Raw genomic sequence first — 26,878 nt, forward strand, 5'->3', positions numbered from 1 at the left:
GCCCTGTAGCAGAAGCCGACCGGACTCTTAAGCCTTGAAATTGCCACCGCCTTGGGCTTCAACGCAAGGCATGTTTGAGGGGACATTGCGTCTTTTCCTGATATGGCTCGCTGCCGCACTGTTGATGGTGCCGGTTTCGCTTGCCGTCGCCCAGGATGTGGACGGCCTCGGCGAGCTGAAGCTTCCCGGAATTTCGGGCTATGCGCCTCCGAAAAGCGAGACATCGCTGGCATTGGGCAGCAGCGGGGCGATCACGCTGTCGGCGCAATTGACCGACAAGGGCGCCGACATCACGCGCGGCATAGTCTGGCGCGTCTTCAAGCCCGAATCGGCCAGCGACGGCAAGCTGCCGATGGTCGCCTCCGCTCATGGCGGCACCGCCATATTCCAGCTCGAGCCGGGTTCGTATCTGGTCCACGCCTCCTACGGGCGGGCCGGCGCCACCAAGCGCATCACCGTCGGCAAGGAAGCCAAGCGCGAGAGCCTCGTGCTCGATGCCGGTGGCCTCAAGCTCGATGCCGTGCTGTCCGGCGGGGTACGCATACCGCCGAAGAAGCTGCGCTTCTCGATCTATGAGAGCCACGCCGCGGCCGATGGCGATCGCGCCCTGATCATACCCGATGTCGAGCCGAACAGCGTCGTGCGGCTCAATGCCGGCACCTACCACGTCGTGTCGACCTATGGCGCGGTGAACGCGGTCATCCGCTCCGACATCCGCGTCGAGGCCGGCAAGCTGACCGAAGCGACCGTCGAGCACCGTGCCGCCGAGATGACCATGAAGCTGGTGCGCGAACCAGGCGGCGAGGCGATCGCCGACACCTCCTGGTCCCTGCTCAACGAATCCGGCGATCCGATCAAGGAAACCGTCGGCGCCTTTGCCTCGATGGTGCTGGCCGAGGGCGACTACACCATCATCGCCAAGAACCGCGACCGCATCTACCAGAAGGATTTTACGGTGGTGGCTGGGCACAACCAGGACATCGAGGTTCTGGCCACCGAGGCTTCGGCCATCGATTCCGAGGAAGGCGCCGACTGAGGCGCGCCCCTCTAGGCTGCTTTGCGCATGCGTCGCGCCAGCAACTGCGCGCGGCCACGCGGTACGGCCGAAGGCAGGTCGAAGACGCAGCGGTGAAGGCGGTCGAGCAAGATCTTGTGGTCGCGCAGCGGCTTCCAGTTCGTCCCACTCCAGCACGTCGCCGATGCGCACGTCGATCGATTTTGCCGGATAGGCTCGCGGCGTGACAGGCATATGAAAATGGCGGTGGATCGCTCCACCGCCATTCGTTGCTGGTCGGCTGGTTCAGGCCGCGCGGCGCTTGCGGTCGGGTGTCACCGCCTCATCGGCAAGCAGCTTCACGGCGGCTGCGAGGCCGAGTGATTCCTGGTCGCGCGACCCGAGACGACGGATATTGACCGTTTCTTCCTCGGCCTCGCGCTTGCCGCAGACGAGGATGACCGGCACCTTGGCCAGCGAATGCTCGCGGACCTTGTAGTTGATCTTCTCGTTGCGCAGATCGGCTTCGGCGATCAGCCCCGCCGCCTTCAGCTGCGCGACGACCTTTCGCGCGTAATCGTCGGCATCGGAAGTGATCGTCGCCACCACCACCTGCAGCGGCGCGAACCAGAGCGGGAAATGGCCGGAATAATTCTCGATCAGGATGCCGAGAAAACGCTCCATCGAGCCGCAGATGGCGCGATGCACCATCACCGGCTGCTTCTTTTCCGAATCCGAGCCGATGTAGAAGGCGCCGAACCGTTCCGGCAGGTTGAAATCAACCTGCGTGGTGCCGCATTGCCAGTCGCGGCCGATGGCGTCCTTCAGCACATATTCGAACTTCGGCCCGTAGAACGTGCCCTCACCCGGATTGACGCCCGTCTTGATCCGGTTGCCCGACCGCGCGGCGATCTTGTCGAGCACGTCCTGCAGCACGCCCTCGGCATGATCCCACATCGCGTCGGTGCCGACCCGTTTTTCGGGGCGGGTCGCCAGCTTGACGGTGATTTCGTCGAAGCCGAAATCGGCATAGGTCGAGAGGATCAGATCGTTGATCTTGATGCACTCGTCGGCGAGCTGTTCCTCGGTGCAGAAGATGTGCGCATCGTCCTGGGTAAAGCCGCGCACGCGCATCAGCCCGTGCAGCGCGCCGGACGGCTCATAGCGATGCACATTGCCGAATTCCGCAAGTTTTACCGGCAGATCGCGGTAGGATTTCAGCCCGTGCTTGAAGATTTGGACGTGACCGGGGCAGTTCATCGGCTTCAGCGCAAACACCCGGTCGTCGTCGGTGTCGTCGCCAGCAACCGTCACCTTGAACATGTTGTCCCGGTACCAGCCCCAGTGGCCTGACGTCTCCCACAGGCTCTTGTCGAGCACTTGCGGCGCGTTGACTTCCTGGTAGCCCTGCTCGTCGAGGCGGCGGCGCATGTAGTTGACCAGGTTCTGGAACATCCTCCAGCCCTTGGCGTGCCAGAAGACGACGCCAGGGCCCTCCTCCTGGAAGTGGAACAGGTCCATCTCGCGGCCGAGCTTCCTGTGATCGCGCTTCTCGGCTTCCTCGAGCATCGTCTGATAGGCATCGAGCTGGGCCTGGTCGGCCCAGGCCGTGCCGTAGATGCGGGTCAGCATCGGGTTGTTGCTGTCGCCGCGCCAATAGGCGCCGGCGACCTTCATCAGCTTGAAGGCGTTGCCGATCTGGCCAGTCGAGGCCATATGCGGGCCGCGGCAAAGATCGAACCAGTCGCCCTGTGCATAGATCTTGAGGTCCTGATCCTCGGGGATGGCGTCGATCAACTCGAGCTTGTAGCGCTCGCCCTTGTCGGCAAAGATCCTTTTCGCCTTTTCGCGCGACCAGACCTCTTTGGTGAACGGCTTGTTGCGCGCAATGATCTCGCGCATCTTCTTCTCGATCACCGGGAAATCGTCGGGCGTGAACGGCTCGTTGCGGGCAAAATCGTAGTAGAACCCGTTTTCGATCACCGGCCCGATGGTCACCTGCGTTCCCGGCCAAAGTTCCTGCACGGCTTCGGCCAGCACATGGGCTGCATCGTGGCGGATGAGCTCCAGCGCACGCGGGTCCTCGCGGGTGATGATCTCGACCTTGCCGGACTTGCCGATCGGGTCGGAAAGATCGCGCAGCGTGCCGTCGATCGAATAGGCAACGGCCTTCTTGGCCAGCGACTTCGAGATCGATTCCGCCAGGCCGGCGCCGGTCATCGCCGCGTCGTAATCGCGAACGGAACCATCGGGAAATGTCAGGGAAACGGAATTCAACATAAGATTCTCCTATCCAGTCCCGCAAACGAGCGCGGGTGGTGAAATGCATGTCGCCCAAGACTGCTTAGCGGTTTTGGGGCTACGACATGCATCAGTAAGAGCCGGATGCGTCCGGCGGCGAGCGGTCTTTTATGGGCAGTTTTCGGTGCCGTAAAGCCGGATGTAGGTCACCTGAGGAGATTCGGCAGATCTTTCAGGAACATCGCCCGCGTCTTGAGCCCCTTTGGCGTGTCGGAACGTTTCGTATCGACTACCAGGCGGGCAAAGACGATCTTGCGAGCATCGGTCTGCGCACAGCCGACAAACCAGCCAAGCGAGCGCTTGTCGGCGCTGTCGCCGAGCCTGGTCGTTCCGGTCTTACCCTGCACCGTCCAGCCGCCTGCCCGGAAGGTCGGGACAATCGCGCTGGTCATCGCATGGGCCTTGTCCGAGACCGGCAGTTTCCGCGCCAGCAGCTTGCGCAGGAAATCGACCTGCTCGACCGGCGATATCTTGAGCGAAGAATTCACCCAGGAATGGGTGGGGCCATCATTCTTGCCGGCAGTGCCGGAGACTTCGGTGTTACCATAGTCCAATCTGGACACATAGCCGGCAAACTGTTTGCTGCCGAGCCGGCGCGTAATCTCGCGTGAGAACCAAAGGACCGAATCCCTTTCCCAGATCGTCGGGTCGACGGTCTTGCGGTCCCGTTTCGGGGCATTGAACTCTGCCTTGTACTCCCAGCTTGGCGTATGCTCGTCGCTCAGGATTCCAGCATCATAGCCGATCAGCGCCAGCGGAACCTTGAATGTCGAGGCGGGGCTGAAGCGCTGATCGCAGGTCCCTTGGCGATACAGCGTCTCGCCGCTTGCGGCGTCGACGATCAGCGTGCATTCGACGTCCCCGAGCGGCGCCGATTGCGCACGGATCGGAAAACCCATCAGCCACGCCAGGACATAGAGAACCACGGCGAAAACGAAGGGAAGACGATCTATCCGGCGCATTTGGTAATCTCTCCTGAAGGGTGTCAGGAGCGGCTTAGCGAGGTGTCTTGTCTCGATTTTGTCTCAAATGCGCTATGTCAGCGCAAGCTGCGGTTAACCCTAACAGATCGTAAAAAGCGATCCCTTTGTGCACCGCACAGCTGCGGTCAACTGTCCAGGTCGCCACGTTTTTTCCCGATCCGCCAGTACCGCCATGGCGTGAACCAGAGGTAGCGATCAGCCAGTGCCTCAGGCACCCGGTCGATGCCGTGCGTGCCGAACGGTCCGCAGCGCAGCACCCGGAAAAACCCCATCCAGCCGCCGGCCCACAGCCCGTGGCGGGCGATCGCTTCGTGCGCGTATTCGGAACAGGTCGGCAGATGCCGGCAGGAATTGCCGACGAAGCCGGACAGCGTCAGCTGGTAGAGTCGGACAAGCGACGTGCCGAAGACGCGGCCCGGCGTCTTGCGCCACGGGCCGGGCCAATTGCGTCCTTGTCGAATCGGTCTGGCGCCGTGCGCTTGCCGATGTTGGCCGACCACCGCAGTCTCCACATCGCGTTTCCCTACGCGATAGATGTGCGCATCGGGCCAGGAACGCAATGCCGTTCCGGCAATCCGGTCATGGCCTGGTACGGCGAACCGGGTAGTGGTCGGGCGTCGGCCTTCGACATACGGCGACGCTGGTCGGCGGCCTCTCCTCGCACCAATCCCTATGCGGTTTCTCGTCGTACCACTGAAACGTCGCGATCCGCACGACATCGCCTAGAATGTTGAGAAACTGGATCATGGCGGCACTCCTTGAGCACCGATTAGAGCGCCGCTGGCCTTGCTCTTCAAACGAGTATAACGTCCACGTCAGATAACTCTGAGTTATGCGAATGAAGCGCGGACACCTCCCCCTGACGGCCCTCAGAAGCTTCGAAGCAGCCGGTCGTCACCTGAGCTTCAGCCGTGCGGCCGAGGAGCTTTATGTTTCGCAGGCGGCGATCAGCCGACAGATCCGCGAGCTCGAAACCTTCCTGCGCCAACCTTTGTTCTTCCGCCATCATCGCCGCGTCGAGTTGACCGACACCGGCCGGCGGCTGCTCGATCAGTTGGTCAGAAGTTTCGAGGGCATCGACAGGCTGCTTTCGGAATTGACGGCAGCCCCGACGCAGTCCGTGGTACGTGTCAGCGTCGAGCCATCGCTTGCATCCGTATGGCTGGTGCCGCGGCTCAACCGGTTTCGCGAGTTGCGACCCGACATCGACGTTTCCCTTGAGGTCGACCCGAGGTTGATAGAGTTTCGCAGCGATCAGCCCGAACTTGCCCTACGTTTCAGTGCGCACGCCAACTCATGGCCACGCAGCGAAGCCGAACAGCTTGCCGCGGTCGTCGATTCCCCAGTTCTGTCGCCGGCACTTCTTGCATCCGGCCCAGCTCTGGAAAAGCCGATCGACCTTGGTCGCTATACATTGCTGCACGAAGAAAACCGTCAGGCTTGGGCGCGCTGGTTCGAAGCGGCGGGCGTGACGGCTGATGCCGTGCCTGCGCGCGGCCCGATGCTGGCCGATGCTTCGCTTTCGAAGCAGGCAGCCTTGCTTGGACATGGTGTCGCGCTGGGCGATCTTTTGCAGATCGGCGAAGAACTTGCGTCCGGCGCGCTGATCAAGCCTTTCGACATCGACGTCGCGTCGGGCGCCTATTGGCTAGTGGCCAGAAGGCTGAATGACCTTTCCGAGCCAGCCAGGGCTTTTGCCGAGTGGGTCCGGGCGGAATTCGCCGAAAGCCGGCGTTTTCTCGCCAAGGTTTAAGCCGCCTCTTCCGCCCGCTTCTTCTCGATCTGGCCGATGGCATCGACCACTGCGTCGAAGGTCAGCATGGTCGAGGCGTGGCGCGCCTTATAGTCGCGCACCGGCTCCAGGTATTTCAGGTCGGCGAAGCGGCCTTCGGGCGGCGGGCCATTTTCCTTCAGCATCTTCAGCATCGTCTCGCGCACGCTGCGCAATTCTTCTGCACTGGCGCCGACGACATGCTGCGCCATGATCGAAGACGACGCCTGGCCAAGCGCACAGGCTTTCACGTCATGCGCGAAATCGCTGACGACGCCGTCATCCATCTTCAGATCGACGGTCACTGTCGAGCCACACAGTTTGGAATGTGCTCGTGCGGTTGCGTCGGGCCGGTCGAGCCGGCCGATCCGTGCGATATTTCCGGCAAAACCCAGAATTTTCGCATTGTAGACATCGTCGATCATATTTTTCCAATCCGTCGCCGCCCAGCGAACAGCGATTGCCGCTCTGGCGTCTTCCTTTCGCTCGGCACGAACATATATAATGGCGGTAGTCGGGTATCGACAAGGCGACCACAAACCTCGTCATGCCCAAATCTGTTCACGCCACTTACGGGCTGGAAACCGGGCGAGTTTCTAACACCCGAAAGGTCGTGGTCCGTTCAACTCGTTCCTCCTGAGAGAGGAACTGCGGGAGACGCCTTTATGGACGCCGTTATCAAGAAACTCATGCCGCAGTCGGCCTATATGGAAAAGCCGGTCACCGACCGGCCAAGCGAGGCCGAAGTCGAAGCCGCGGTGCGCACCTTGCTGCGCTGGACCGGCGACAACCCTGACCGCGAGGGTCTGATCGACACGCCGAAGCGCGTCACTAAGGCGTTCCGCGAAATGTTCAACGGCTACGACATGTGTCCGGCCGAGGAACTCGGCCGCACCTTCGAGGAAGTCGCCGGCTACGATGACCTCGTGATCGTCAAGGACATCACGTTCCACTCGCATTGCGAGCACCACATGGTGCCGATCATCGGCAAGGCGCATGTCGGCTATCTGCCGGACGGCAAGGTCGTCGGCCTGTCCAAGATCGCCCGCGTCGTCGACATCTTCGCCCATCGTCTGCAGACCCAGGAAGCGATGACGGCGCAGATTGCCGGGGTCATCCAGGACGTGCTCAATCCGCGTGGCGTCGCCGTCATGCTCGAGGCCGAGCATATGTGCATGGCCATGCGCGGTATCCGCAAACAGGGCTCCACCACACTGACCTCGACCTTCACCGGCGTCTTCAAGGATACACCCGAAGAGCAGGTCCGCTTCGTCACCATGGTGCGCGGCGGCGGAACTGATCAGACCCGCCCCACCTTAGTTAAATAAGGACCGGCGAATGTCGGCATTGGAGTTCCCGAAAGCTCCCTCAGACAAGAAGGCGCTTGAGGAAGGCACGGTCCTTTCGCCGCGCTTCGATGCCGGCGGCCTCGTCACCGCCGTCGTCACCGATGCCGAAGACGGCATGCTGCTGATGGTCGCGCACATGAATGCCGAGGCGCTGGCGCTGACGCTCGAGACCGGCATCGCGCACTACTGGTCGCGTTCGCGCAACGCGCTGTGGAAGAAGGGCGAAACCTCGGGCAATGTCCAGGAGGTTGTCGAGATGCTCACGGATTGTGACCAGGACGCGATATGGTTGCGCGTCAAAGTGCTGGGTCACCAAGCAACTTGTCACACCGGCCGACGTTCATGCTTTTATCGGACGGTGGGGCTGAGCGATGGCAAAGGGACACTTGCCAGCGACGGCAGCAAGCCGCTGTTCGATGCGGAAAAAACGTATCGAAAGCGCAATACACCATCAATATGAACCATTCGCAGCACTTCAGCCACGTATATTCATGATTTCGATACGGCCCGCCTATAGGATGGCCGTGGGACAAGGGAGATTGTGATGCTCGACTGGGCGTCATTGCGCAACAGACCTGACGTTCGGGAGGCCAATGGCCTCTCCTCGGCCGCGGGCGCATCCGAAACCAAATCTCCGGGCAAAACAGGGATTTCGCTGGCATTGGGCGGCGGCTGTGCGCGCGGCTGGGCGCATATCGGCGTGCTGCGCGCGCTTGACGAAGCCGGCATCGAAGTGTCGATGATCGCCGGCACCTCGATCGGCGCGCTGGTCGGCGGCTGCTATGTTGCCGGCAAGCTTGACGAGCTGGAAGAATTCGCGCGCAGCCTGACCAGGCGGCGCATTTTTGGCCTTCTCGACCTCAATCTACGCGGCAGCGGCCTGTTCGGTGGCATGAAGCTCGATGCGCGGCTGCGCGAGCACATAGCCGGCATCCGCTTCGAGGACCTGCCAAAACCATTCGTCTGCGTCGCTTCGGAAATCCGCACTGGCCATGAGATCTGGCTGTCGAGCGGCTCGTTGAGCACCGCAATGCGCGCCTCCTACGCGCTGCCCGGCGTGTTCGAGCCGGTCGCCTGCAATGGGCGTGTGCTGGTTGACGGCGCACTGGTCAATCCGGTGCCGGTCTCGGTCTGCCGTGCCTACGAGCAGCCGCTCGTAGTTGCGGTGAACCTTCACTACGATCTGTTCGGCCGCGCCGCGGTGATCAAGCACAATGCCGGCGAGCTGGTCATCGAGAAAGACGCGCCGAGGGCCGGCCACGCCGATCCTGAACGCCAGTCACGCGAGACGCGGCTCGGCATTACCGGCGTCATGGTCGAGGCCTTCAACATCATCCAGGACCGCATTTCGCGCGCCAGGCTGGCCGGCGACCCGCCGGACATATCGCTGCAGCCGAAGCTCAGCCATATCGGCCTGACCGAATTCCACCGCGCCGACGAAGCGATCCGTATCGGCTACCAGGCAACGATGGCGCAGATCGGCGACCTGACCCGGCTGCAGACCGTCCTCGCTTAGGCAGGGCGGCAGCGAGCTCTCAGGCAAGCGCCGCGTCGACGATACGAAATTGCACCGTGCGGTTGCCGTTCCAGTGGTTGCCCGACAGCGAGCCGGCGACATGCACCGGCTTACCCCTGTTCTTGAACAGGAATTCGCCAAGAGCCGTGTCGACGGCGCGAAAGGCGATCGCCTGGATGCGGCCGCCGCTTTCCGACTGCAGGTCGGCGCGGATGTGGTTGCTGCCGACCGCCCGCGCATCGACAAGCCGGTGGCGCGGCAGCGCGAACACCGGCGCAACATGCCCGGCGCCGAACGGCCCTGCCTTCTCAAGCGCATCGAGCAGCGCAAGCGTCGCGCCCTCGGCGGCAAGCGCGCCGTCGATCGCCAGGCTCTCCTCGCCTTGCAGCCGGAACACATCCACCGCCGCGCGTTCTTCGAAGAAAGCCCTGAGTTGGCCGAGCTTCGCCCGCTCGACAGTGATGCCGGCCGCCATTCCGTGGCCGCCGCCCTTGACGATCAGCCCGGCATCGGCGGCCTCGCGCACCAGCCGGCCGAGGTCGAAGCCCGACACTGAACGGCCTGACCCCGTGCCGACACCATTGGCGTTGAAGGCGATGGCAAAGGCCGGCCGTCTTGCATGGTCCTTGAGCCGCGAGGCAAGCAGGCCGACAATGCCAGGATGCCAGTTGCTGCTGGCTGTGACCACGATGGCCGGACCATTGCCGCCAGCAAGCTCGGCATCGGCCTCTGAGCGCGCCGCGGCCAGCATCTCCTGCTCCATCGACTGCCGCTCCTGGTTGAGCCGATCCAGCGTCTCGGCGATGGTGCGGGCTTCGACCGGGTCGTCGGTTGCAAGCAGGCGGCTGCCAAGTGCTGCGTCGCCGATGCGCCCGCCGGCGTTGATGCGCGGACCGATCAGAAAGGCCAGATGGAACGTGTTGATCGGCTCGCCGATACGCGAGACCCGCGCCAACGCCGCCAGCCCTTCGTTCCTCTGCTGCCGCGCAACCTGCAGCCCCTTGACAACGAAGGCGCGGTTGATGCCGGTGAGCGGCACCACGTCGCAGACGGTGCCAAGCGCTACCAGATCGAGCAGGCCAAGCAGGTCCGGCGGTGCGGCATCCGGCAGGCGGCTGCGCAGAATCTTCGCGGTCTGCACCAGGCAAAGGAAGACGACACCGGCGGCACAAAGATGACCTTGGCCGGAAAGGTCGTCCTCGCGATTGGGGTTGACGACCGCAGTCGCCGCCGGCAACGGCCCGCCGACCTGATGGTGATCGAGCACCACGACGTCGGCGCCGACGGCCTTCGCCGCGTCGATGGAAGCAGCACTATTGGTGCCGCAATCGACGGTGACGATCAGCGTCGCGCCGCGCGAAACGAGTTCGCGCATCGCTTCCGGATTGGGGCCGTAGCCCTCGAAGATGCGGTCCGGTATGTAGATCTCCGACGGCACCGAGAAATGCGCGAGAAAGCGCTTGAGCAGCGCCGATGAGGCGGCGCCGTCGACATCGTAGTCGCCAAAGATCGCCACCTTTTCCCTGGCCATCACCGCCTGGGCGATGCGAGAGGCGGCCTTGTCCATGTCGGTCAGCGATGCCGGGTCGGGCAGCAGGTTGCGGATGGTCGGATCCAGAAACTGCTCGGTCTGCTCGGCGGTGACGCCACGCCCGGCCAGCACGCGCGCCACGATATCGGGCACGCCATACCCTTGCGCGATGGCGAGCGCGGCCATGTCCTGACGCTCGGTCAGCCGGTGTTCCCAGGAAACGCCGGTGGCCGACTGCCTGACATCGAGGAAAAAGCGTCTTTCCCCCGTCACGTGACGCGCCGTCTGCAATTTGTCATTGCGCACAGTATGCAACGGCTAACTGAGTCGAAATCAAAACTTTTCCAGATCCTGGTGCCTGGCCTTGATTTCGCGCACGGTCCGCGATGACGATCGCAGGACGATCGTGTGCGTGGTGATGAAATTGCGGCCGAACTTGACGCCGGCCAGCATATTGCCGTCGGTGACGCCGGTCGCGGCAAACAGCACGTCGCCGCGTGCCATGTCTTGCGTGTGGTAGATCCGTTTAGGGTCGGAGATGCCCATCTTGGCGGCGCGCGCCAGCTTTTCCGGCGTATCGAGGATCAACTTGCCCTGCATCTGGCCACCGGTGCAGCGCAAGGCGGCAGCTGCGAGCACGCCTTCCGGCGCGCCGCCGGTGCCGAGATAGATGTCGATGCCGGTCTCGTCCGGGTCGGTGGTATGGATGACCCCGGCGACATCACCGTCGCCGATCAGACGGATTGCGGCTCCGGTCGCCCGCACGGCTTCGATCAACGCGCCATGGCGTGGCCGGTCGAGAATACAGGCGGTGATGTCCGCCACCGGCACGCCCTTGGCCCTGGCCAGGCTGGCGATGTTTTCGGCCGGCGAGGCATCGATGTCGATGATGCCGTTGGCATAGCCCGGGCCGATCGCGATCTTGTCCATATAGACGTCCGGCGCGAACAAAAGGCTGCCTTTTTCGGCAATGGCGATAACGGCCAATGCGTTGGGCAGGTTCTTGGCGCAGATCGTCGTGCCTTCGAGCGGATCGAGCGCTATGTCGACAGCCGGGCCTTTGCCGGTACCGACCTCCTCGCCGATATAGAGCATCGGCGCCTCGTCGCGCTCGCCTTCGCCGATCACCACCGTGCCGTTGATGGCAAGACGGTTGAGCTCCTGCCGCATGGCATCGACCGCGACCTGGTCGGCGGCCTTCTCGTCGCCGCGTCCGCGCAATCTGGCGGCCGCGACCGCGGCGCGTTCGGTGACGCGCACCAATTCCATGGTCAGTATCCGGTCGAGGCCGGCGACAATGTTCTGGGCCACATTCATCGATGGACAATCCTCGTTGGCACTTTGTTTTTATTATGCATGTCGTTGTCCCAAAACCGCTGCACACTTTTGGGCGACATGCATTAGCCTCCCGCCAGAGACGCGCTTCTTGTGTCAAAGCCCCGTGACAACAGCAAGACCTGCGCTGGACCTTTTTGAAAGCGCAGCAATATCAATCGATTAAACGCAAAATGTGAGACTGCTATCCGGCCCGCTCGATGCGGATGACTTGCGGCTTGTCGGTCAGAAGGCTGTCCCTGGTGATGCCGTCGACGGCCTTGCGCACCGCCGCCTCGGTCGTCTCGTGGGTGACGAGGATAACCGTCTTCTGTGCCTCGGTTTCCGGCCCGGCGGCATGCTGGACGATCGATTCCAGAGAAATGTCGTTGTCGGCCATGCGCTTGGCTATTGCCGCGAAGACGCCGAGGCGGTCGTGTACGGTCAGCCGGATGAAATAACCGCCAGCATGGCTGCGCATCTGCGCTTTCTTGTAAGGCTTCAATTCCTTCGCCGGCCGGCCGAAGACCGGACCATGCTGGAAGCCAGGCCGGCTCTTGGCGATGTCGGCAATGTCGCCGATCACCGCCGACGCGGTGGCGTTGCCGCCGGCGCCAGGGCCGGAAAGCAGCAATTCGCCGAGGATGTCGGTTTCGATCGCCACCGCATTGGTGACGCCGTGCACCTGCGCGATGACCGAGGCCGTCGGCACCATGGTCGGGTGCACGCGCTGCTCGATGCCGCTTTCGGTGCGTTGGGCGACGCCAAGCAGCTTGATCCGGTAGCCGAGATCGCCGGCCGCGCGGATGTCGGCCTGGCTGATGTTGGAGATGCCTTCCATGTAGATATCGTTGGCGGCGATCTTCGTGCCGAAGGCAAGGCTGGTCAGGATCGACAGCTTGTGCGCGGTGTCGTGACCCTCGATGTCGAAGGTCGGGTCGGCTTCGGCATAGCCCAGCCGTTGCGCATCCTTCAGGCAGGCATCGAAAGACAGGCCCTCGGCTTCCATGCGCGTCAGAATGTAGTTGCAGGTACCGTTGAGGATGCCGAAAACGCGGGTCACCGAATTACCGGCCATCGCCTCGCGCATTGTCTTGATGACCGGAATGCCGCCGGCCACCGCCGCCTCGTAATTGAGCAGCACGCCTTTCCTCTCGGCGATCTCGGCCAATGCCACCCCGTGTTTGGCAAGCAACGCCTTGTTTGCGGTGACGACATGTCGGCCGGCCTCGAGCGCCGCTTTGACGGACGAGCGTGATGGGCCTTCGTCGCCGCCGATCAGCTCGACGAACACGTCGATCTCGGCGGTCTGCGCCATCTTGACGGCGTCGTCGAACCACTGTGCTGTGCCAAGATCAACGCCGCGGTCGCGTTTGGGATCGCGGGCCGAAACCGCCGACACGACGATGTCGCGCCCGCACTGCCGCGTCAGTTCGGCCGCCTTGTCGCGTAGCACGCGGGCGACCGACGCACCGACGGTGCCGAGCCCGGCAATTCCAACACGCAACGCTTCAGCCATGTCCGGCGACGCCCCATTCAGTCGGTTCATGTGTAGAAAATCAGCGATGCGCGGCGAGCGGCACGACGTTATTCGGCTGCTTGGCGCTGGATGCGAGGAAGCGCTTGATGTTGCGCGCCGCTTGCCGGATCCGGTGCTCGTTTTCGACCAGCGCGATGCGCACGTGATCGTCGCCATGCTCGCCGAAGCCGACGCCCGGCGCCACCGCGACGTCGGCGTGCTCGATCAGGAGCTTGGAGAATTCAAGCGAGCCCAGGTGCTTGAACGGCTCCGGGATCGGCGCCCAGGCGAACATCGAAGCCGCCGGTGCGGGAATGGTCCAGCCGGCGCGGCTGAAAGCGTCGACCATGACATCGCGGCGTTTGCGGTAGACGTCGCGCACTTCGGCGATGTCGGCGCCGTCGCCGTTGAGTGCATGCGCCGCCGCCACCTGGATTGGCGTGAAGGCGCCGTAGTCGAGATAGGATTTCACTCGCGTCAGCGCCGAGATCAGCCGTTCATTGCCGACCGCAAAACCCATGCGCCAGCCCGGCATCGAAAAGGTCTTCGACATCGAGGTGAACTCGACGGCGACGTCTATGGCGCCCGGCACCTGCAGCACCGAAGGCGGCGGATTGCCGTCGAAATAGATCTCCGAATAGGCAAGATCCGACAGGATGATGATGTCGTTCTTCCTGGCGAAGGCCACCACCTCCTTGTAGAAATCGAGCGAAGCGACCAGTGCCGTCGGGTTGGATGGATAATTGAGGATCAGTGCCAGCGGCTTCGGGATCGAATGGCGGATGCCGCGCTCCAACGCCGGGATGAAGCCGTCGTCCGGCTCGACCTGCAGCGAGCGGATGACGCCGCCCGACATGATGAAACCGAACGCATGGATCGGATAGGTCGGGTTGGGGCACAGGATCACATCGCCGGGGGCGGTGATCGCCTGCGCCATATTGGCAAAGCCCTCCTTCGAGCCGAGCGTCGCCACCACCTGGCTGTCCGGGTCGAGCTTCACACCGAAGCGGCGGGCATAGTAGTTGGCCTGGGCACGACGCAGGCCCGGAATGCCGCGCGACGACGAATAGCGGTGCGTGCGCGGATCGCGTACCACCTCGCAGAGTTTGTCGACGATGGCCTTGGGCGTCGGCAGGTCCGGATTGCCCATGCCAAGGTCGATGATGTCGGCGCCGCGCGAACGGGCGCTGGCCTTCAGCCGGTTGACCTGTTCGAAGACATAGGGCGGAAGCCGGCGGACCTTGTGAAATTCTTCCATGGCAGTTCCAGACAGTGAGGTTGCGGTCGCGCGTATAAGCTTATTTGCAACTAGGGTCGAGAGCGGGGTCGCATTTGCCTTCGATCTGCTTCAGCGCCTCGGCGCCGTGTTTTTTTGCCAGCTGGTCCAGCGCTGCCTGGTCCGCAACCTTGACGCCGCCGCCCTTGGCGGCCTGGCTCTGCTCCTCGGCCTTCAGTTGGGCGAGCTTGGCGTTCTTTTCCTCGTCGGTGAATTGCTCGGCCGCCACCTGCGGCCGGATGTTCAGGTTCGGATAGGAACCGGTGTCCTTCGCGCCGACAAGGCCGGTGGCGGGCGCCGCACCTTCTATGTTGCTGCTCGTGCAACCGGCCATCGCCAACAGGACGAGCGCCATGCGGCAAAAACGACCAGTGCCGGAAAAAACGTTCTTGCCAATATTAATCGTCATATTGTTTTCCTGGCGGCCGGGTTAGAGCACATTGGACCCTGTTCGATATCCCATGGTAATATGTCAACAAAACGCTTCGGGAGGAACCCCGCGAACCATGTCCAAAACACCCGATTCGGGCAAAGCGGAAGATGACCAACCTTCGACCGTCGAGCAATATCTGGTGAAGGACCCGGAACGCTTCGCTCTGAACATGGCCCGCATGATCGAGCAGGCCGGCAAGGCCGCCTCGGCATGGGCCGAGCCGCGGGAAAAGGGCGAGGTGCGCGATCACGTCGCCGAGCCGGTCGTCGACATGGTGAAGACGTTCTCCAAGCTCACCGAATACTGGCTCTCCGACCCGCAGCGCGCGCTGGAGGCGCAAACGCGGCTGTTTTCCGGCTACATGACCGTCTGGGCCAACGCCGTCCAGCGCATCGGCGCCGGCGCCGAGGACGCCGAGGACGCGGTCAAGCCCGAGCGCGGCGACAAGCGTTTCCAGGACCCGGAATGGGGCCGCAACGCCTTCTTCGATTTCCTCAAACAGGCGTATCTGGTCACCTCGCGCTGGGCGGCCGAACTGGTCGAGCACGCCGACGGCCTGGACGAGCACACCCGCCACAAGGCCGGCTTTTATGTCAAGCAGGTGTCCAATGCCATCTCGCCGTCGAATTTCATCCTGACCAATCCGGAATTGTTTCGCGAGACTGTCGCCTCCAACGGCGAAAACCTGGTGCGCGGCATGAAGATGCTGGCCGAGGACATTGCCGCCGGCAAGGGCGACCTGAAGCTGCGGCAGGCCGATTATTCGCCTTTCGAGATCGGCAAGAATCTCGCCACCACGCCGGGCAAGGTGGTCGGCCGCAGCGACGTCGCCGAAATCCTGCAATACGAACCGACTACCGACACCGTGCTCAAGCGGCCGCTGCTGATCTGCCCGCCATGGATCAACAAATACTACATCCTCGACCTCAACCCGCAAAAATCCTTCATTCGCTGGGCGGTCGAGCAAGGCCACACCGTCTTCGTCATCTCCTGGATCAACCCGGATGAGCGGCACGGCGCCAAGAGCTGGGAGGCCTATATCAGGGAGGGCCTGCAATACGGCCTCGACACGATCGAGAAGGCCACCGGCGAAAGGCAAGTCAACGCCATCGGCTATTGCGTCGGCGGCACGCTGTTGGCGGCAGCGCTGGCCTTGATGGCGCAGGAAGGCGACCACCGCATCAAATCGGCGACCTTCTTCACCACCCAGGTCGATTTCACCTATGCCGGCGATCTAAAAGTGTTCGTCGACGAGGAACAGGTCGCGGCCGTCGAAAAGGCGATGAACGAAAAAGGCTATCTCGACGGCACCAAGATGGCGACTGCATTCAACATGCTGCGCTCGGGCGACCTGATCTGGCCCTATGTCGTCAACAACTACATGCGCGGCAAGGATCCCCTGCCCTTCGACCTGCTCTACTGGAATGCCGATTCGACCCGCATGGGCGCTGCCAACCATTCCTTCTATTTGCGCAATTGCTATCTCGAGAACAGGCTTTCGCAAGGCATGATGGAACTGGCGGGCCGCACGGTTTCGCTGAAGGACGTTACCATGCCGGTCTACAACCTCGCCTCTAAGGAGGACCATATCGCGCCGGCGCTGTCGGTATTCCTCGGCTCGAAATATTTCGGCGGCGAGGTCGATTACGTCATGGCCGGCTCCGGCCACATCGCCGGGGTCGTCAATCCGCCGGCGGCGCAGAAATATCACTACTCGACCGGCGGCAAGCCGGCCGGCGACTTCGACCAGTGGCTCGCCGGGGCCACCGACCATCCCGGTTCCTGGTGGCCGCACTGGCAACGCTGGATCGAAGCCAGGGACAATACCCGCGTACCGGCCCGCAAACCGGGCGAGCATATGCAAGTTCTAGGCGAAGCCCCCGGCACCTATGTCAAGGTGCGCGTGTAACCATCTGTAATGTGTGGTGAGTTGACGCGCCGCCAAAAGCGGGCGAAATGGTGCCGTCAACCCTGAGCAGCCTTGATTCATCCTCTAGCCGCCAAATTACTTTGAGGCTTGCAGATTTGACACAGGTCTCGTTTCCGGTTCGGGGAACAAGGGTCATTTCGACGAGACGTTTCGACGCCGCGCCAATGACGAACCGGTCGGATATCGAGGGGGAATTTTGTTTTGAGATCAGCAGGATCGCGCCTCGCGAAGGGAGAAAGCCGCGCCATTGTGGCGGCGCTTTTCTCGGTGCTCCTGGCGTCCTGCACCTCGGCCGGCGACCCGACCATGTCGGTCGGCATGCCAGGCTATAATACCTCGGCTACCGAAATCAGCACGGCCGCCGGTGCGCCCCAGGCCAGCACGGCCGCATCATCGTCGCAGATGACGACCGCACAAATGACGATGAATGCCGACGGTGACGCCAACCTTCCCGAGCAGGTGGCCTATGTGCCAGTGGCCAAGCCAGGGGCCAAGCCCGATGCCGGCTTCCCGATCGCCGTTCCCACGGCAGCCGAGACGATCGCGGGACACACGCCGCAGCCGCTGCAACCAAACGCCCAGACGGCCGATCAGGCCGTGGCACAGAACAGTGCTGATGCATCGAAGCCCGACGCCAAGGCCGCAGCGCCGGCGATGAACAACCCGGTCTATGTGACCGCCGGCGAGATGCCGCAGCCACAGGCCTACGCACCGAAGAAAAATTTCCTGGCCTCGCTGTTCAGCGCCACCCCCGCTTCGGCAGCATCGCCGGCCAACAGCAGATCGGGCGGGCAGCCAACGGTCGTGCAGGCCAAGGCGACGCCTGCGGCAAAACCCACCGTTACCCTGGCCTCGGCCAATCCGGCTGAAAAGCCGGTGCAGCTGGTGTCGACGGGCGATACCAGCCACTTCACGGCCGATGCGCTGCCCGGCGTGCGACAGACGGCGCTGTTCGAGATCAAGCGCAAATCCGGCCTCGACGATGAGAGTGACGTCGATCTCAACGAAGACGAAGGTTCGGGTGGCGCCTACCAGGTCGCCTCCGCCGCCGGCCTCGCCCGGCTGGCGCCCAACGGCCTCCTGAAACAGAACGAAAGCGTCGATGTCGCCTGCTTGAAGCCGTCGCTGGTTCGCGTGCTGAAGACGATCGAAGGCCACTACGGCCGCAAGATGACGGTCACCTCCGGCTACCGCGATCCGGCCCGCAACCGCCGCGCCAACGGCGCCAAGAATTCGCTGCACATGTACTGCGCCGCCGCCGACATCCAGGTCCCCGGCGTCTCGAAGTGGGAACTGGCGAGCTACATCCGCACCATGCCGGGCCGCGGCGGCGTCGGCACCTACTGCCACACCGAATCCGTTCACGTCGATGTCGGACCGGAGCGCGACTGGAACTGGCGTTGCCGCAGGCGCGGCTAGGGCGAGGATCTTCCGTCACCGCGAAGGCCCTTCGGCGGCGTTGCATCATGCCGCAAAAACCAGCTTGGCTGTCGGAAAGACGCGGTTTGGAGCCAAAGGAAAAAAGTTGTCGCAGCCGGCGGCAGACGGGTTGCCGGTTTGTCGCGACGCAACTATAAGCGCTCACATCTGAGCGCGCCCATCGTCTAGCGGTCAGGACACCGCCCTTTCACGGCGGTAACAGGGGTTCGATTCCCCTTGGGCGTACCAGAAAATCCACAAGAAATCAGGTACTTACCGGATGCATCGCGGTCCCTCTCGCCTTCGCAGGCTGATTCTAGGGTAATATGGGCGGCAGTGTGGATGGCGCGGGGGGATTCGCGTCAGGTACGCTGAGGGGCGGAGTTGCGGGAAATTTTATGGTGGCTCTCGGCGGAACAAGGCTCTTCATTTTATCGATCTTGGCATCGAGGTGCGAATTAAGCGCCGGCCTGACGAATGCCTCGTGGAGAAAGTGCTCCAACACGTCCATCATCGTGTTCAAGTCATGACCACTTGGCTTCCAGCCTCGATGCGCTGAAGCGTTGCCCGCCTCGACAAGCGCGAGGAGGCGCTTCTCGTCGATAACGCCGATGTGGCCTTTATGGGCCAACTCACCCAGTTTCTCTTTGAATGTCATATTCTGACTGACCCCTAGTCGGCCCGAAGCCACATCGAATGTCGTTCGCATTCCGATGGCCGCCAGAGTGTTGAGGTCGTTGTCGAGCGCGCCGTAGAGCTCGGTCAGAGCTTCACTCAAGTCCCCGCCTATCAGCAACACGTTCGCAAACCAGTCAGGTCGATTTCTCTTCAGCTGTGCGGGCCACGTGTCGTTGTAGACATTGTGATCCAAGATCTCTTCGCCGTTCGGCAGATATACGACCTCGAAGTCTTCGCTGCGGGAGAACGATGTCTGCGCAAATACATGTTCGCAACCACGGCACTCGAGGATGTACCACTTCTTTGACCAGTGGCGGTAATCATCGTCGCCGCGCTGATCGTGATATCCGCGGACCTCGCAGTTGCGCTCCCCGCCGCAGCTCGAACAGTTCGCCTTGATGACGGTCGGAGGAGTCTCCGTGGACATGCAGCCGTTCTCTCATTCGATGCCGACCCTCGGCATTAGACCCGACGAGAGACGAAATCAACGCTAGGGCCGCCCGGCCGCGAGGCGGGCGGCCCTAGCCGCGCTGCCGGGGAAGGAGCGATGGGAGTCAGCTGTTGATGGCCCCGGAGACGGCCCGCTGGGCGGCTTCGGCCTTCGCCACGATCTCGGTGCTGCTGAGCTGGGCGGTGTACTTGACCACCAGCTGGCCGCCGCGCTCGGTGTCCACCACCGCCTTGGAGATGCGCTCGATCCTGTCGAGCTCCGCCCAATGGCGGCTGCGGCGCCAGCGCAGCCTCAGCATCTCTCCTCCGGGGCTCCCAGGGCTCGGCACTCAGGTCACGGAGCTTGCCGCTGTTATTTCACGGCGTCTGGAAGATGGGAGACTTCAGCGCGAACGTGAGCTTCCGCTCGGAGTAGGTGAGACGGCACTAAAGCGCAGCAAATAACTACGCATAGCTACGATTGACTACTATTTTTAACTCTGCCATAAAGCCCCTACTCGAACAGGGAGAGCGCTGGTGGATTACGTTTCGATTCCCTTCCCGCAGGATCTATACAACCGCATTATCCTTCGATCCGGGGGCAAGCTTGACCCGGTCAGCCTAGCCGTCGATCAGGTGGAACAGTTCATCGAGCGAACGCGGGACGAGCCGCTTGTGTGGACCAGGGAGGGCGTTGCCCAGTTCGCAGCAGAGCAGGCCGTTGCTGGAGCTGAGTTCGGCGACCCCGATCGCGGCCATCAGTGGAGCTTTGTGTTCCTGCCCAACGGAACCGAGCTTCGCATGAAGTACCTGGGTAAGACACACTACGCGACCATCAAGTCCGAGAATGTGGTAAGCGATGCGACCACATTTTCTTCGGTGTCTCAATGGGTCAGGAACGTGGCGCGCGGCACGTCTCGGAACGCATGGCACGATGTCTGGATTCGCTTTCCTAAGGAATCGGAGTTCCGATACAGCGACACCGTCAGAGACGCGAAACGCAAGGAGCTTGTCAGAAAGCTGTAGGCCTTCGGTCCGGACCGCCAGCGCTCGCCGGTTACGGCCCGCCATAGCCGCGCAAGCCGGTGCGAAGCCGTCATCTCCTGTAGACACCCTTCCCACCCGGCAAGCAAAGGCCGCCAAATGTCAACGATCGCGGGTATGATCGAGCTTCGCATGGAGCGCTTCGTCAACTTCCAGATGGAACGCCGGCAGAAATCGAACCGGCTCCCTACGCCCGCAGTCCCCTCGCCTCGCCGCCGCGCTTGCGCGGAACCATCATGTCCCTGGCAAGCAGGCCGCTCACCCGGCAAAAGGCCATGAAGGCCCGCCATGCGTCCTCGGTCTCGACGATGTCCACCGTGGCGCCAAAACAGGCATTGAACGCGGCCTGGTAGGTTGGTCCCTTCCGGCGAACCGGCCACGTTTGCAGGAAATCGAGCGCCTGCTCGACACTGTAGATTTCCTCGACCGGCTGGCCGGGCACAGGCGCGATCCGCACCGGCACCTCGAATTGCAGTCTGTCCATTCGATCTCTCCCGAACCGACCCCCGCAGCAGCGCCGTTCGTCGCAAAAAGTTGCCGTGGCGGCTAACGCTTGGGCCGACTTCTCGCCTAGAAATGTGTCGTCACTACGGTGGTCAATGAACCCGGCGAAGCATGGGCCGCTAGAGGCAAGGAGAATGCTCCCAGGCGTGAATATCGCCGGTCTTCGGCCGTCGCCGGCAGTTCGTCCTTGAACCTTGCGCTTTCCAGTGCCAAATCTGGGAAGGTTTCTCTCGCGGAGGCTCATCCAGCCCCGCATCCTGCAAGACGGATAAAAATGGTCACCTATCTCGACGCCGCCACGGCACCGCTCAGAAACACCGGCCAGATCCGTCTTTACGACGAGGAAGGTTTTGTCGGCATGCGCAAGGCTTGCGATCTCACCGCGCGCTGCCTCGACGAACTGGTACCGATTGTGGCGCCCGGCGTCACCACCGAAGCGATTGATCGCTTCGTCTTCGAGTTCGGGATGGACCATGGCGCGCTTCCGGCGACGCTCAACTACCGTGGCTACACGAAATCATCCTGCACCTCGATCAACCACGTCGTCTGTCACGGCATACCCGACAGCAAGCCATTGAAGGATGGCGACATCGTCAATATCGACGTCACCTATATCCTCGACGGCTGGCATGGCGACTCCTCGCGCATGTATCCGGTGGGTACGATCAAGCGTGCCGCGGAGCGGCTGCTCGAAGTCACGTATGAGTGCCTGATGCGCGGCATCGCGGCAATCAAGCCGGGCGCCCGAACCGGCGCCATCGGCGCCGCCATCCAGACCTATGCCGAAGCCGAGCGTTGCTCGGTGGTGCGCGATTTCTGCGGCCACGGGGTTGGCCGGCTGTTTCACGACGCGCCGAATATCCTGCATTACGGCAGCGCCAGCGAAGGCGTCGAGATGCGGCCGGGCATGATCTTCACCGTCGAGCCGATGATCAATCTCGGCCGGCCGCATGTGAAAGTGCTGTCGGACGGCTGGACCGCGGTGACGCGCGACCGTTCGCTGTCGGCGCAGTACGAGCACACGATCGGCGTCACCGAGACCGGCTGCGAGATCTTCACGCTGTCGCCAAAAAACCTCGACCGCCCCGGCCTGCGGGCCTAGTGTCTGGCAGATCGGGCGTTACCTTGCCCGGCAAATGCTGGGTGGGGCAGCCATGAACGGTGACGATGACGAGCGGGCCTTCTTTCCCGAAAGGCCAGTGCGATCGCCCGCGAAGGCGGTGGCCGCCGACAAGCCGCATTATCTCGGCCATCGCGACCGCCTGCGCGAGCGCTTCGCCGCCGGTACCAACACCCTCCCCGACTACGAACTGCTCGAGCTTTTATTGTTTCGGCTGATCCCGCGCGCCGACACCAAGCCGGTCGCCAAGGCATTGCTGGCACGCTTCGGTACATTGGCCGAGGTCCTCGGTGCGCCCGTCGAGCGCCTGCAGGAGGTGAAGGGCATCGGCCCGGCGGTGGCGCTCGACCTCAAGGTGGTTGCGGCAACGGCGCAGCGCATGGCGCGCGGCGAGATCGTCGGCCGCGAGCTGTTGTCGACCTGGACGCAGGTTCTCGAATACTGCCGGTCGGTGATGGCCTTCGAGGAGCGCGAGCAGTTCCGCATCCTGTTCCTCGACAAGAAAAACGCGCTGATCGCCGACGAAGTCCAGCAGGTCGGCACAGTCGACCACACACCGGTCTATCCGCGCGAGGTGGTCAGGCGCGCCTTGGAGCTCTCCGCCACGGCGATCATTCTGGCGCATAACCATCCGTCGGGAGACCCGACGCCGTCGCGCGCCGACATCGAGATGACCAAGCTGATCATAGAAACGGCCAAACCGCTTGGCATTGCCGTTCACGACCACATCATCATCGGCAGGAAAGGCCACTCCAGCATGAAGGGCCTGCTGCTGATCTGAGGTTTGGCGTTGTTTTCAGCTTTGTCCGCTGTGCGCCTCTGTACCGCAACGTCAAGGCGGTCGGCTCGATAAATTCTGGCGCCGAGGCTCAGCTGGCCGTGCGCAGGCGTCGCGATCGGACAAAGGTCTTAAGTCCCTCGGAATCGAATGCGTGGCCGAAGGCATAACCCTGCAATATGTCGCAGCCCAGGCCCTTGAGTAGCCGTGCATGCTGCATCGTCTCGACGCCTTCCGCCACGACCTCGATACCCAGCGACTTGCCGATTTCAATGATCGACGAGACAACCTGCCTTCTCTGCGGAGATTTGACGATTGGGGTGACCAGCTGCCGATCTATCTTCAGCCGGCGCGGCTGCAACTTCAGCAAACTGACCATCGAAGCGTAGCCGGTACCAAAATCGTCTATTTCGACGTCAATCCCCAGCTCTTTTATCTGCTCGATATTCCAGGTGACAAGGTCGTCGTTCTCGTCCAGGAAAATCGACTCAACAAGCTCGAACGAAACTGTTCCTTTCTTGATATTTTGTTCTCGCAGGCTCTTGATGAGCTCCTCGTCTTGAAGGCGCCTGGCCGAGACATTGACCGACACCCGCGGAATGTGAAGTTTTGCAGCGGACCACTCTTCGAAATCCGAAAGCGATTGCTTCAATATGGCTTGGTCGATAATCGAGACGACGTTCAGTTCTTCTGCAATCCTCAGGAAGATGTCGGGCGCCAAAATACCCTTTATTGGATGTTTCCACCTCGCCAGCGCCTCAACCCCAACGATTTCGAGCGTCTTTGCGTCAAATTGGGGCTGGTAGAAGGGGATGAACTCGTTGCGCTCGAGGCCGCCGAGAATTTCGTCGGCAATCCGCTTAGTATCGACGATTTCGCTTTGCATCGCGTCGGTGAAGAATTCGTATCGATTGCGGCCCCGCCCCTTTGCTCGGTAAAGCGCGATATCGGCGTTCACCAGCAGGTGTTTGGCTTCGACATCTTTTGCGTTATCGACAGCGATTCCCACGCTGACACCAAAACGGCATCGATGACCCTGATAGTAGACGGGTTCGCGCATCTGGCTGATGATGCGGTCGGCGAGCAGCGCCAGTTGCTTGGTATCGTCGCGCACCACGCACAGAACGATGAATTCGTCTCCCCCGATACGGGCGACGAATCCCTCGTCGCCGACCTTCGACCTGAGCACGGTTGACGCGTGAACCAGCATCGCGTCACCGGCGGCGTGGCCCAGCGTATCGTTGATGTGCTTGAACCGATCCAGATCTATGTGAAGCAGTGCCGCGTGCCCGCCTGAGCGCCTGGCGTTTGCCGCGTAATGTTCCAGTACCTGGTCGAGGTAACGCCGGTTGGGCAAGCCGGTCAGCGAATCATGAAGCGCGATGTGCTCTATGCGCGCTTTGGCCGACTCGAGTTCTGCATTTTTCGACTCGGACAGCTGTTTTGCACGAACCAGATCCTTGTTCAGCAGGACGTCGGCAGTCACGTCCCATTCCGCGCCGATCATTTTTGGGGTGTCGTTTGCGACCCGGTAGAGGATCGCCTTGGACCGGACATGACGGATCTCGCCATCCTGACGCACAATCCGGTACTCCGACAAATATGGTCGTCCGCTGGCCACCGCCCTGTCGAAGTCCGCGTTGGCGCCAGCCAAATCATCTGGGTGGATTGCTCCCGCCCAGTCTGGGTAGCCCCGGTGCTCGCCGGTTGGTTTGCCATATATTTCGTTGACGCGATCATCCCACGTAAGCTCGTTGGTCGCGAGATCGTGTTCCCAAACCCCAATAGCCGAAGCTTCCAGAGCGAGTTCCAAGCGTCGTGACAATCGACGCAATTCCGCATAATTGCGCTGTCTTTCGCCAATCAGGCGGCCTGTGACCAGGAAAGGGAACACAACCAAGGCTCCGGCCGTCGCCATGATCGCGCGCAACAACCATGCGTTGCTTGGCGTCGAAGGCCAGCCGTTTTTGGGAATGGCCGCGAGCTGCCACGAGCCGGAAGGAAGCAAAACGTCAGCCGTCACCGGATCGCTTTTGCTGATCTCCTCATTGCCGTAGAATTGACCACCTCGGTGACCGAGGGCGTCCCTGCCGATCAGCGCTACGTCGATCCCGAGATCGTCGTCAAGCAAGCCGCTCGCTCTGTAAAGGCGCTGCACGTCGACAACGGCGGAAATGATACCCCAGAACCTTTCCGTATTGCCAGCGCTCGGCACGAAGACCGGAAAGCGGCCGATGAAGCCTTGTCCTCCCTGTTTCAGGTCGACGGGACCGGCAAGCACCAGCTTGCGTTCGTCTCGCGCCCTTAGCGCAGCCGCACGCTGCCGCTCGTTCTTGCGGTAGTCCAGACCCATCGCCTGCTCGTTACCCTCCATCGGATACATAAGGGAAACGACCAGATCAGGCGCGCCGGCAATATCGTTCAATTGCGAGTCGGCGCCAAACAGATTGCTCGCGAGCGAGGCGAAGCGTTGCTGTCCCATATAGGGCTCGGTCACGACCGCGGCGACCAGTCCACGCACGAGTTGAAGGTTTCCGTTGATATTGCCTTCGAGCTTGGCGCGGATGAGATTGACCTTGGTCAGCACGTCCGCACGGACGGCCTGGTCCGAGACGATTTTGTTCTGGTGCTCCGCGAACGCTGCGCTGACAAGGATGACGACAAACGCGATCGCCGCCGGAATATTTGCCGACGAAAAGACGGCCTCCTTGATGCCGTTGAACCTAGCGCGGAAAAAAGCCAATAGGCGATTCCTCAAGTGCCATTTTCAGGTTCTCGGGGTCGACCCGATGAGGAACATTAGCTTTCAATGTTTAATTTGACCTTCATACTCCTGAGAAATTTCATTTTCCGACGGCTGACGCCGGCTGCGATACCGACAGCGATGCTGAAGGCGGGCTGCACGATGCGGACCAACATGAAACGCCAGCTAGATCAGCCTTGCTCGGAAGATCGAGGCGCACGAGCGCCATTGCACATTTCGACGCTCCGACCCGAGTACTCTGGAGCGTTGACCTTGGACTAGTGCCCCTCAATCGCCTTGGGAGACACAAGGTATGGTATCTTGCCGACGCTGCGCTTCGTCGCGCCAATGGAATAGGCCATCGGTATCTTGGGAGAGTTCTCGGGTAGGCCGTACATATCCTTGCCGGCGCGCACGGCAAATGAAAAGTGCTGCCACGAAACCGTATCATGCTCATTGAGAAAATCGAGCGTCAGACCAGCTGAAATCAGCGCATTCACCACGTCACTGATCGGGTGGATCCATTCATAATAGCGAGGATGCTTCAAGATGCGATCATCGCCGGTGTAGGTCAGTTCCTCGTTCCAGGCGAGCGGCCGAGCTATCGGCGTTCGCCAGTCGTGCTTCAATTCCAGGGCCGCGGCCTTTCGATCGCACTGAAACATCAATGGATGGCCCTCGGCCATGTAGAGGCGGCCGCCGGGTCGCAGAAGATCGGCAACCACCCGCGCCCAACGGAACACGTCGTCCAGCCAGTTTACCGAGCCCCAAGTAACGTAAGCGATGTCAAAGGTCCGGCCGAGCGCTTCCACCGCCTCGAACAGTGGCGCTTCCACGAAGCGCACGTCGGTGCCTGCCTTCGCAGCAAAATCCCGCGCCGCCACGATCGCCGTCGGTGAAAAGTCGAGCCCGGTCACGCTGCCTGCGCCGAGATTCTTCAGGCTGATCGTGTCAAGACCGATGTGACACTGCAGGTGGACGATATCCTTGCCGGCGATATCGCCGAGCTCGCGTGTTTCCAGCTCATAGAGATTGGATCCGCCGGCCAGCACATTCTCGATGTGGTAGCTGCCCGTTGTGTCGGTCGAGTGCAGTTCGGCCCGATCATCCCAATTAAGGCGGTTCGCGCCCAGAAAGCGTTCCAAATTCCCCCCACCCCTGACTGACGCATGGTAAACAAGTCGTTAAAGCACCTTTGCAGCGAAAGTAGCGCGCGTCAATCCGGACCGGGCGGCAGTGCGCCGCC

General features: G+C 62.0%; 25 protein-coding genes and 1 tRNA gene. 11 read left to right on the plus strand and 15 right to left on the minus strand.

Annotated elements, in window-relative coordinates:
• Nucleotides 1-70: 70 nt before the first annotated feature.
• The gene (locus NKJ73_RS07010; RefSeq protein ID WP_023678874.1) at nt 71-1,036 is read left to right on the plus strand and encodes an RgsD C-terminal domain-containing protein; all 966 of its coding nucleotides are present in this window, start codon (nt 71-73) and stop codon (nt 1,034-1,036) included.
• 264 nt (nt 1,037-1,300) lie between these two features.
• Here NKJ73_RS07010 and thrS read toward each other — a convergent pair whose 3' ends face one another.
• From thrS to NKJ73_RS07030, 4 genes are all read right to left on the minus strand, one after another.
• Complete coding sequence (thrS, locus tag NKJ73_RS07015) at nt 1,301-3,274, minus strand: threonine--tRNA ligase (protein ID WP_352568830.1); 1,974 nt, start codon at nt 3,272-3,274, stop codon at nt 1,301-1,303.
• 167 nt (nt 3,275-3,441) lie between these two features.
• The gene (gene blaOXA, locus NKJ73_RS07020) at nt 3,442-4,257 is read right to left on the minus strand and encodes a class D beta-lactamase (protein WP_352568831.1); all 816 of its coding nucleotides are present in this window, start codon (nt 4,255-4,257) and stop codon (nt 3,442-3,444) included.
• A 146-nt stretch (nt 4,258-4,403) separates the two neighbouring features.
• Nucleotides 4,404-4,778 carry a membrane protein insertion efficiency factor YidD gene (gene yidD, locus NKJ73_RS07025; protein ID WP_352454656.1) on the minus strand — a complete coding sequence of 125 codons (375 nt, stop codon included), beginning with the start codon at nt 4,776-4,778 and terminating at the stop codon, nt 4,404-4,406.
• Between the two features lie 79 nt (nt 4,779-4,857).
• Complete coding sequence (locus NKJ73_RS07030) at nt 4,858-5,025, minus strand: hypothetical protein (RefSeq protein ID WP_352568832.1); 168 nt, start codon at nt 5,023-5,025, stop codon at nt 4,858-4,860.
• Nucleotides 5,026-5,116: 91 nt separating this feature from the next.
• On the opposite strand from NKJ73_RS07030, the gene NKJ73_RS07035 reads away from it, so the two are divergent.
• Entirely contained in the window at nt 5,117-6,031 is a 915-nt protein-coding gene (locus NKJ73_RS07035; RefSeq protein WP_352568833.1) for a LysR substrate-binding domain-containing protein, read from the plus strand.
• Here NKJ73_RS07035 and NKJ73_RS07040 read toward each other — a convergent pair.
• Entirely contained in the window at nt 6,028-6,474 is a 447-nt protein-coding gene (locus NKJ73_RS07040; protein ID WP_023678879.1) for an iron-sulfur cluster assembly scaffold protein, read from the minus strand. The genes NKJ73_RS07035 and NKJ73_RS07040 overlap by 4 nt on opposite strands.
• 240 nt (nt 6,475-6,714) lie before the next feature.
• Between NKJ73_RS07040 and folE the strand changes: the two genes are divergently transcribed.
• The 3 genes from folE (at nt 6,715) to NKJ73_RS07055 (ending at nt 8,914) form a co-directional block, all read left to right on the plus strand.
• Nucleotides 6,715-7,377, plus strand: coding sequence for a GTP cyclohydrolase I FolE (gene folE, locus NKJ73_RS07045; RefSeq protein ID WP_023678880.1), 663 nt, complete (start codon nt 6,715-6,717; stop codon nt 7,375-7,377).
• 10 nt (nt 7,378-7,387) lie between these two features.
• Entirely contained in the window at nt 7,388-7,858 is a 471-nt protein-coding gene (hisI, locus tag NKJ73_RS07050; protein ID WP_352568834.1) for a phosphoribosyl-AMP cyclohydrolase, read from the plus strand.
• A gap of 84 nt (nt 7,859-7,942) precedes the next feature.
• Nucleotides 7,943-8,914, plus strand: coding sequence for a patatin family protein (locus NKJ73_RS07055; RefSeq protein ID WP_023678882.1), 972 nt, complete (start codon nt 7,943-7,945; stop codon nt 8,912-8,914).
• Between the two features lie 19 nt (nt 8,915-8,933).
• Here the strand turns inward: NKJ73_RS07055 and recJ are convergent, their stop codons facing one another.
• The 5 genes from recJ to NKJ73_RS07080 all read right to left on the minus strand — a co-directional run bounded on the left by recJ (nt 8,934) and on the right by NKJ73_RS07080 (nt 14,909).
• Entirely contained in the window at nt 8,934-10,718 is a 1,785-nt protein-coding gene (recJ, locus tag NKJ73_RS07060; RefSeq protein WP_352568835.1) for a single-stranded-DNA-specific exonuclease RecJ, read from the minus strand.
• A 60-nt stretch (nt 10,719-10,778) separates the two neighbouring features.
• Complete coding sequence (gene glpX / locus NKJ73_RS07065; protein ID WP_352568836.1) at nt 10,779-11,762, minus strand: class II fructose-bisphosphatase; 984 nt, start codon at nt 11,760-11,762, stop codon at nt 10,779-10,781.
• 202 nt (nt 11,763-11,964) lie between these two features.
• Complete coding sequence (locus NKJ73_RS07070; RefSeq protein WP_352454459.1) at nt 11,965-13,278, minus strand: homoserine dehydrogenase; 1,314 nt, start codon at nt 13,276-13,278, stop codon at nt 11,965-11,967.
• 40 nt (nt 13,279-13,318) lie between these two features.
• Nucleotides 13,319-14,536: an LL-diaminopimelate aminotransferase gene (locus tag NKJ73_RS07075; RefSeq protein WP_023678886.1), complete on the minus strand. Its 1,218-nt coding sequence runs from the start codon at nt 14,534-14,536 to the stop codon at nt 13,319-13,321.
• A gap of 40 nt (nt 14,537-14,576) precedes the next feature.
• The gene (locus NKJ73_RS07080; RefSeq protein WP_348625939.1) at nt 14,577-14,909 is read right to left on the minus strand and encodes a hypothetical protein; all 333 of its coding nucleotides are present in this window, start codon (nt 14,907-14,909) and stop codon (nt 14,577-14,579) included.
• Between the two features lie 151 nt (nt 14,910-15,060).
• Between NKJ73_RS07080 and phaC the strand changes: the two genes are divergently transcribed.
• The 3 genes from phaC (at nt 15,061) to NKJ73_RS07095 (ending at nt 18,585) form a co-directional block, all read left to right on the plus strand.
• On the plus strand, nt 15,061-16,896 hold the full coding sequence (phaC, locus tag NKJ73_RS07085; protein ID WP_352568837.1) for a class I poly(R)-hydroxyalkanoic acid synthase: 1,836 nt from the start codon (nt 15,061-15,063) through the stop codon (nt 16,894-16,896).
• A 327-nt stretch (nt 16,897-17,223) separates the two neighbouring features.
• Nucleotides 17,224-18,336 carry a YcbK family protein gene (locus NKJ73_RS07090; RefSeq protein WP_352568992.1) on the plus strand — a complete coding sequence of 371 codons (1,113 nt, stop codon included), beginning with the start codon at nt 17,224-17,226 and terminating at the stop codon, nt 18,334-18,336.
• 174 nt (nt 18,337-18,510) lie between these two features.
• Nucleotides 18,511-18,585, plus strand: a tRNA-Glu gene (locus tag NKJ73_RS07095).
• A gap of 67 nt (nt 18,586-18,652) precedes the next feature.
• On the opposite strand, the gene NKJ73_RS07100 is transcribed toward NKJ73_RS07095, so the two are convergent.
• Nucleotides 18,653-19,441 (minus strand): DUF4145 domain-containing protein, encoded by a 789-nt coding sequence (locus tag NKJ73_RS07100; protein WP_352568838.1) that lies wholly within the window; start codon nt 19,439-19,441, stop codon nt 18,653-18,655.
• Between the two features lie 127 nt (nt 19,442-19,568).
• A complete protein-coding gene (locus NKJ73_RS07105) occupies nt 19,569-19,763 on the minus strand; it encodes a hypothetical protein (RefSeq protein WP_352568839.1) in 195 nt (64 codons plus the stop codon).
• 217 nt (nt 19,764-19,980) lie between these two features.
• Here NKJ73_RS07105 and NKJ73_RS07110 point away from each other — a divergent pair, with 217 nt between their 5' ends.
• Complete coding sequence (locus NKJ73_RS07110; protein ID WP_352568840.1) at nt 19,981-20,469, plus strand: hypothetical protein; 489 nt, start codon at nt 19,981-19,983, stop codon at nt 20,467-20,469.
• 205 nt (nt 20,470-20,674) lie between these two features.
• Here the strand turns inward: NKJ73_RS07110 and NKJ73_RS07115 are convergent, their stop codons facing one another.
• Nucleotides 20,675-20,971, minus strand: a complete 297-nt coding sequence (locus tag NKJ73_RS07115) for a DUF982 domain-containing protein (RefSeq protein ID WP_023678889.1) — start codon at nt 20,969-20,971, stop codon at nt 20,675-20,677.
• Nucleotides 20,972-21,265: 294 nt separating this feature from the next.
• On the opposite strand from NKJ73_RS07115, the gene map reads away from it, so the two are divergent.
• Together map and radC are read left to right on the plus strand one after the other, a co-directional pair.
• Nucleotides 21,266-22,093 carry a type I methionyl aminopeptidase gene (gene map / locus NKJ73_RS07120; protein WP_352454462.1) on the plus strand — a complete coding sequence of 276 codons (828 nt, stop codon included), beginning with the start codon at nt 21,266-21,268 and terminating at the stop codon, nt 22,091-22,093.
• A 52-nt stretch (nt 22,094-22,145) separates the two neighbouring features.
• The gene (radC, locus tag NKJ73_RS07125; protein WP_352568841.1) at nt 22,146-22,892 is read left to right on the plus strand and encodes a RadC family protein; all 747 of its coding nucleotides are present in this window, start codon (nt 22,146-22,148) and stop codon (nt 22,890-22,892) included.
• 88 nt (nt 22,893-22,980) lie between these two features.
• Here the strand turns inward: radC and NKJ73_RS07130 are convergent, their stop codons facing one another.
• Both NKJ73_RS07130 and NKJ73_RS07135 read right to left on the minus strand, forming a co-directional pair.
• On the minus strand, nt 22,981-25,560 hold the full coding sequence (locus NKJ73_RS07130; RefSeq protein WP_036239064.1) for a bifunctional diguanylate cyclase/phosphodiesterase: 2,580 nt from the start codon (nt 25,558-25,560) through the stop codon (nt 22,981-22,983).
• A gap of 350 nt (nt 25,561-25,910) precedes the next feature.
• The gene (locus NKJ73_RS07135) at nt 25,911-26,777 is read right to left on the minus strand and encodes a class I SAM-dependent methyltransferase (protein WP_023678894.1); all 867 of its coding nucleotides are present in this window, start codon (nt 26,775-26,777) and stop codon (nt 25,911-25,913) included.
• Nucleotides 26,778-26,878: the final 101 nt, after the last annotated feature.

The organism is Mesorhizobium sp. M0074 (assembly GCF_040322975.1).
GTDB lineage: Bacteria > Pseudomonadota > Alphaproteobacteria > Rhizobiales > Rhizobiaceae > Mesorhizobium.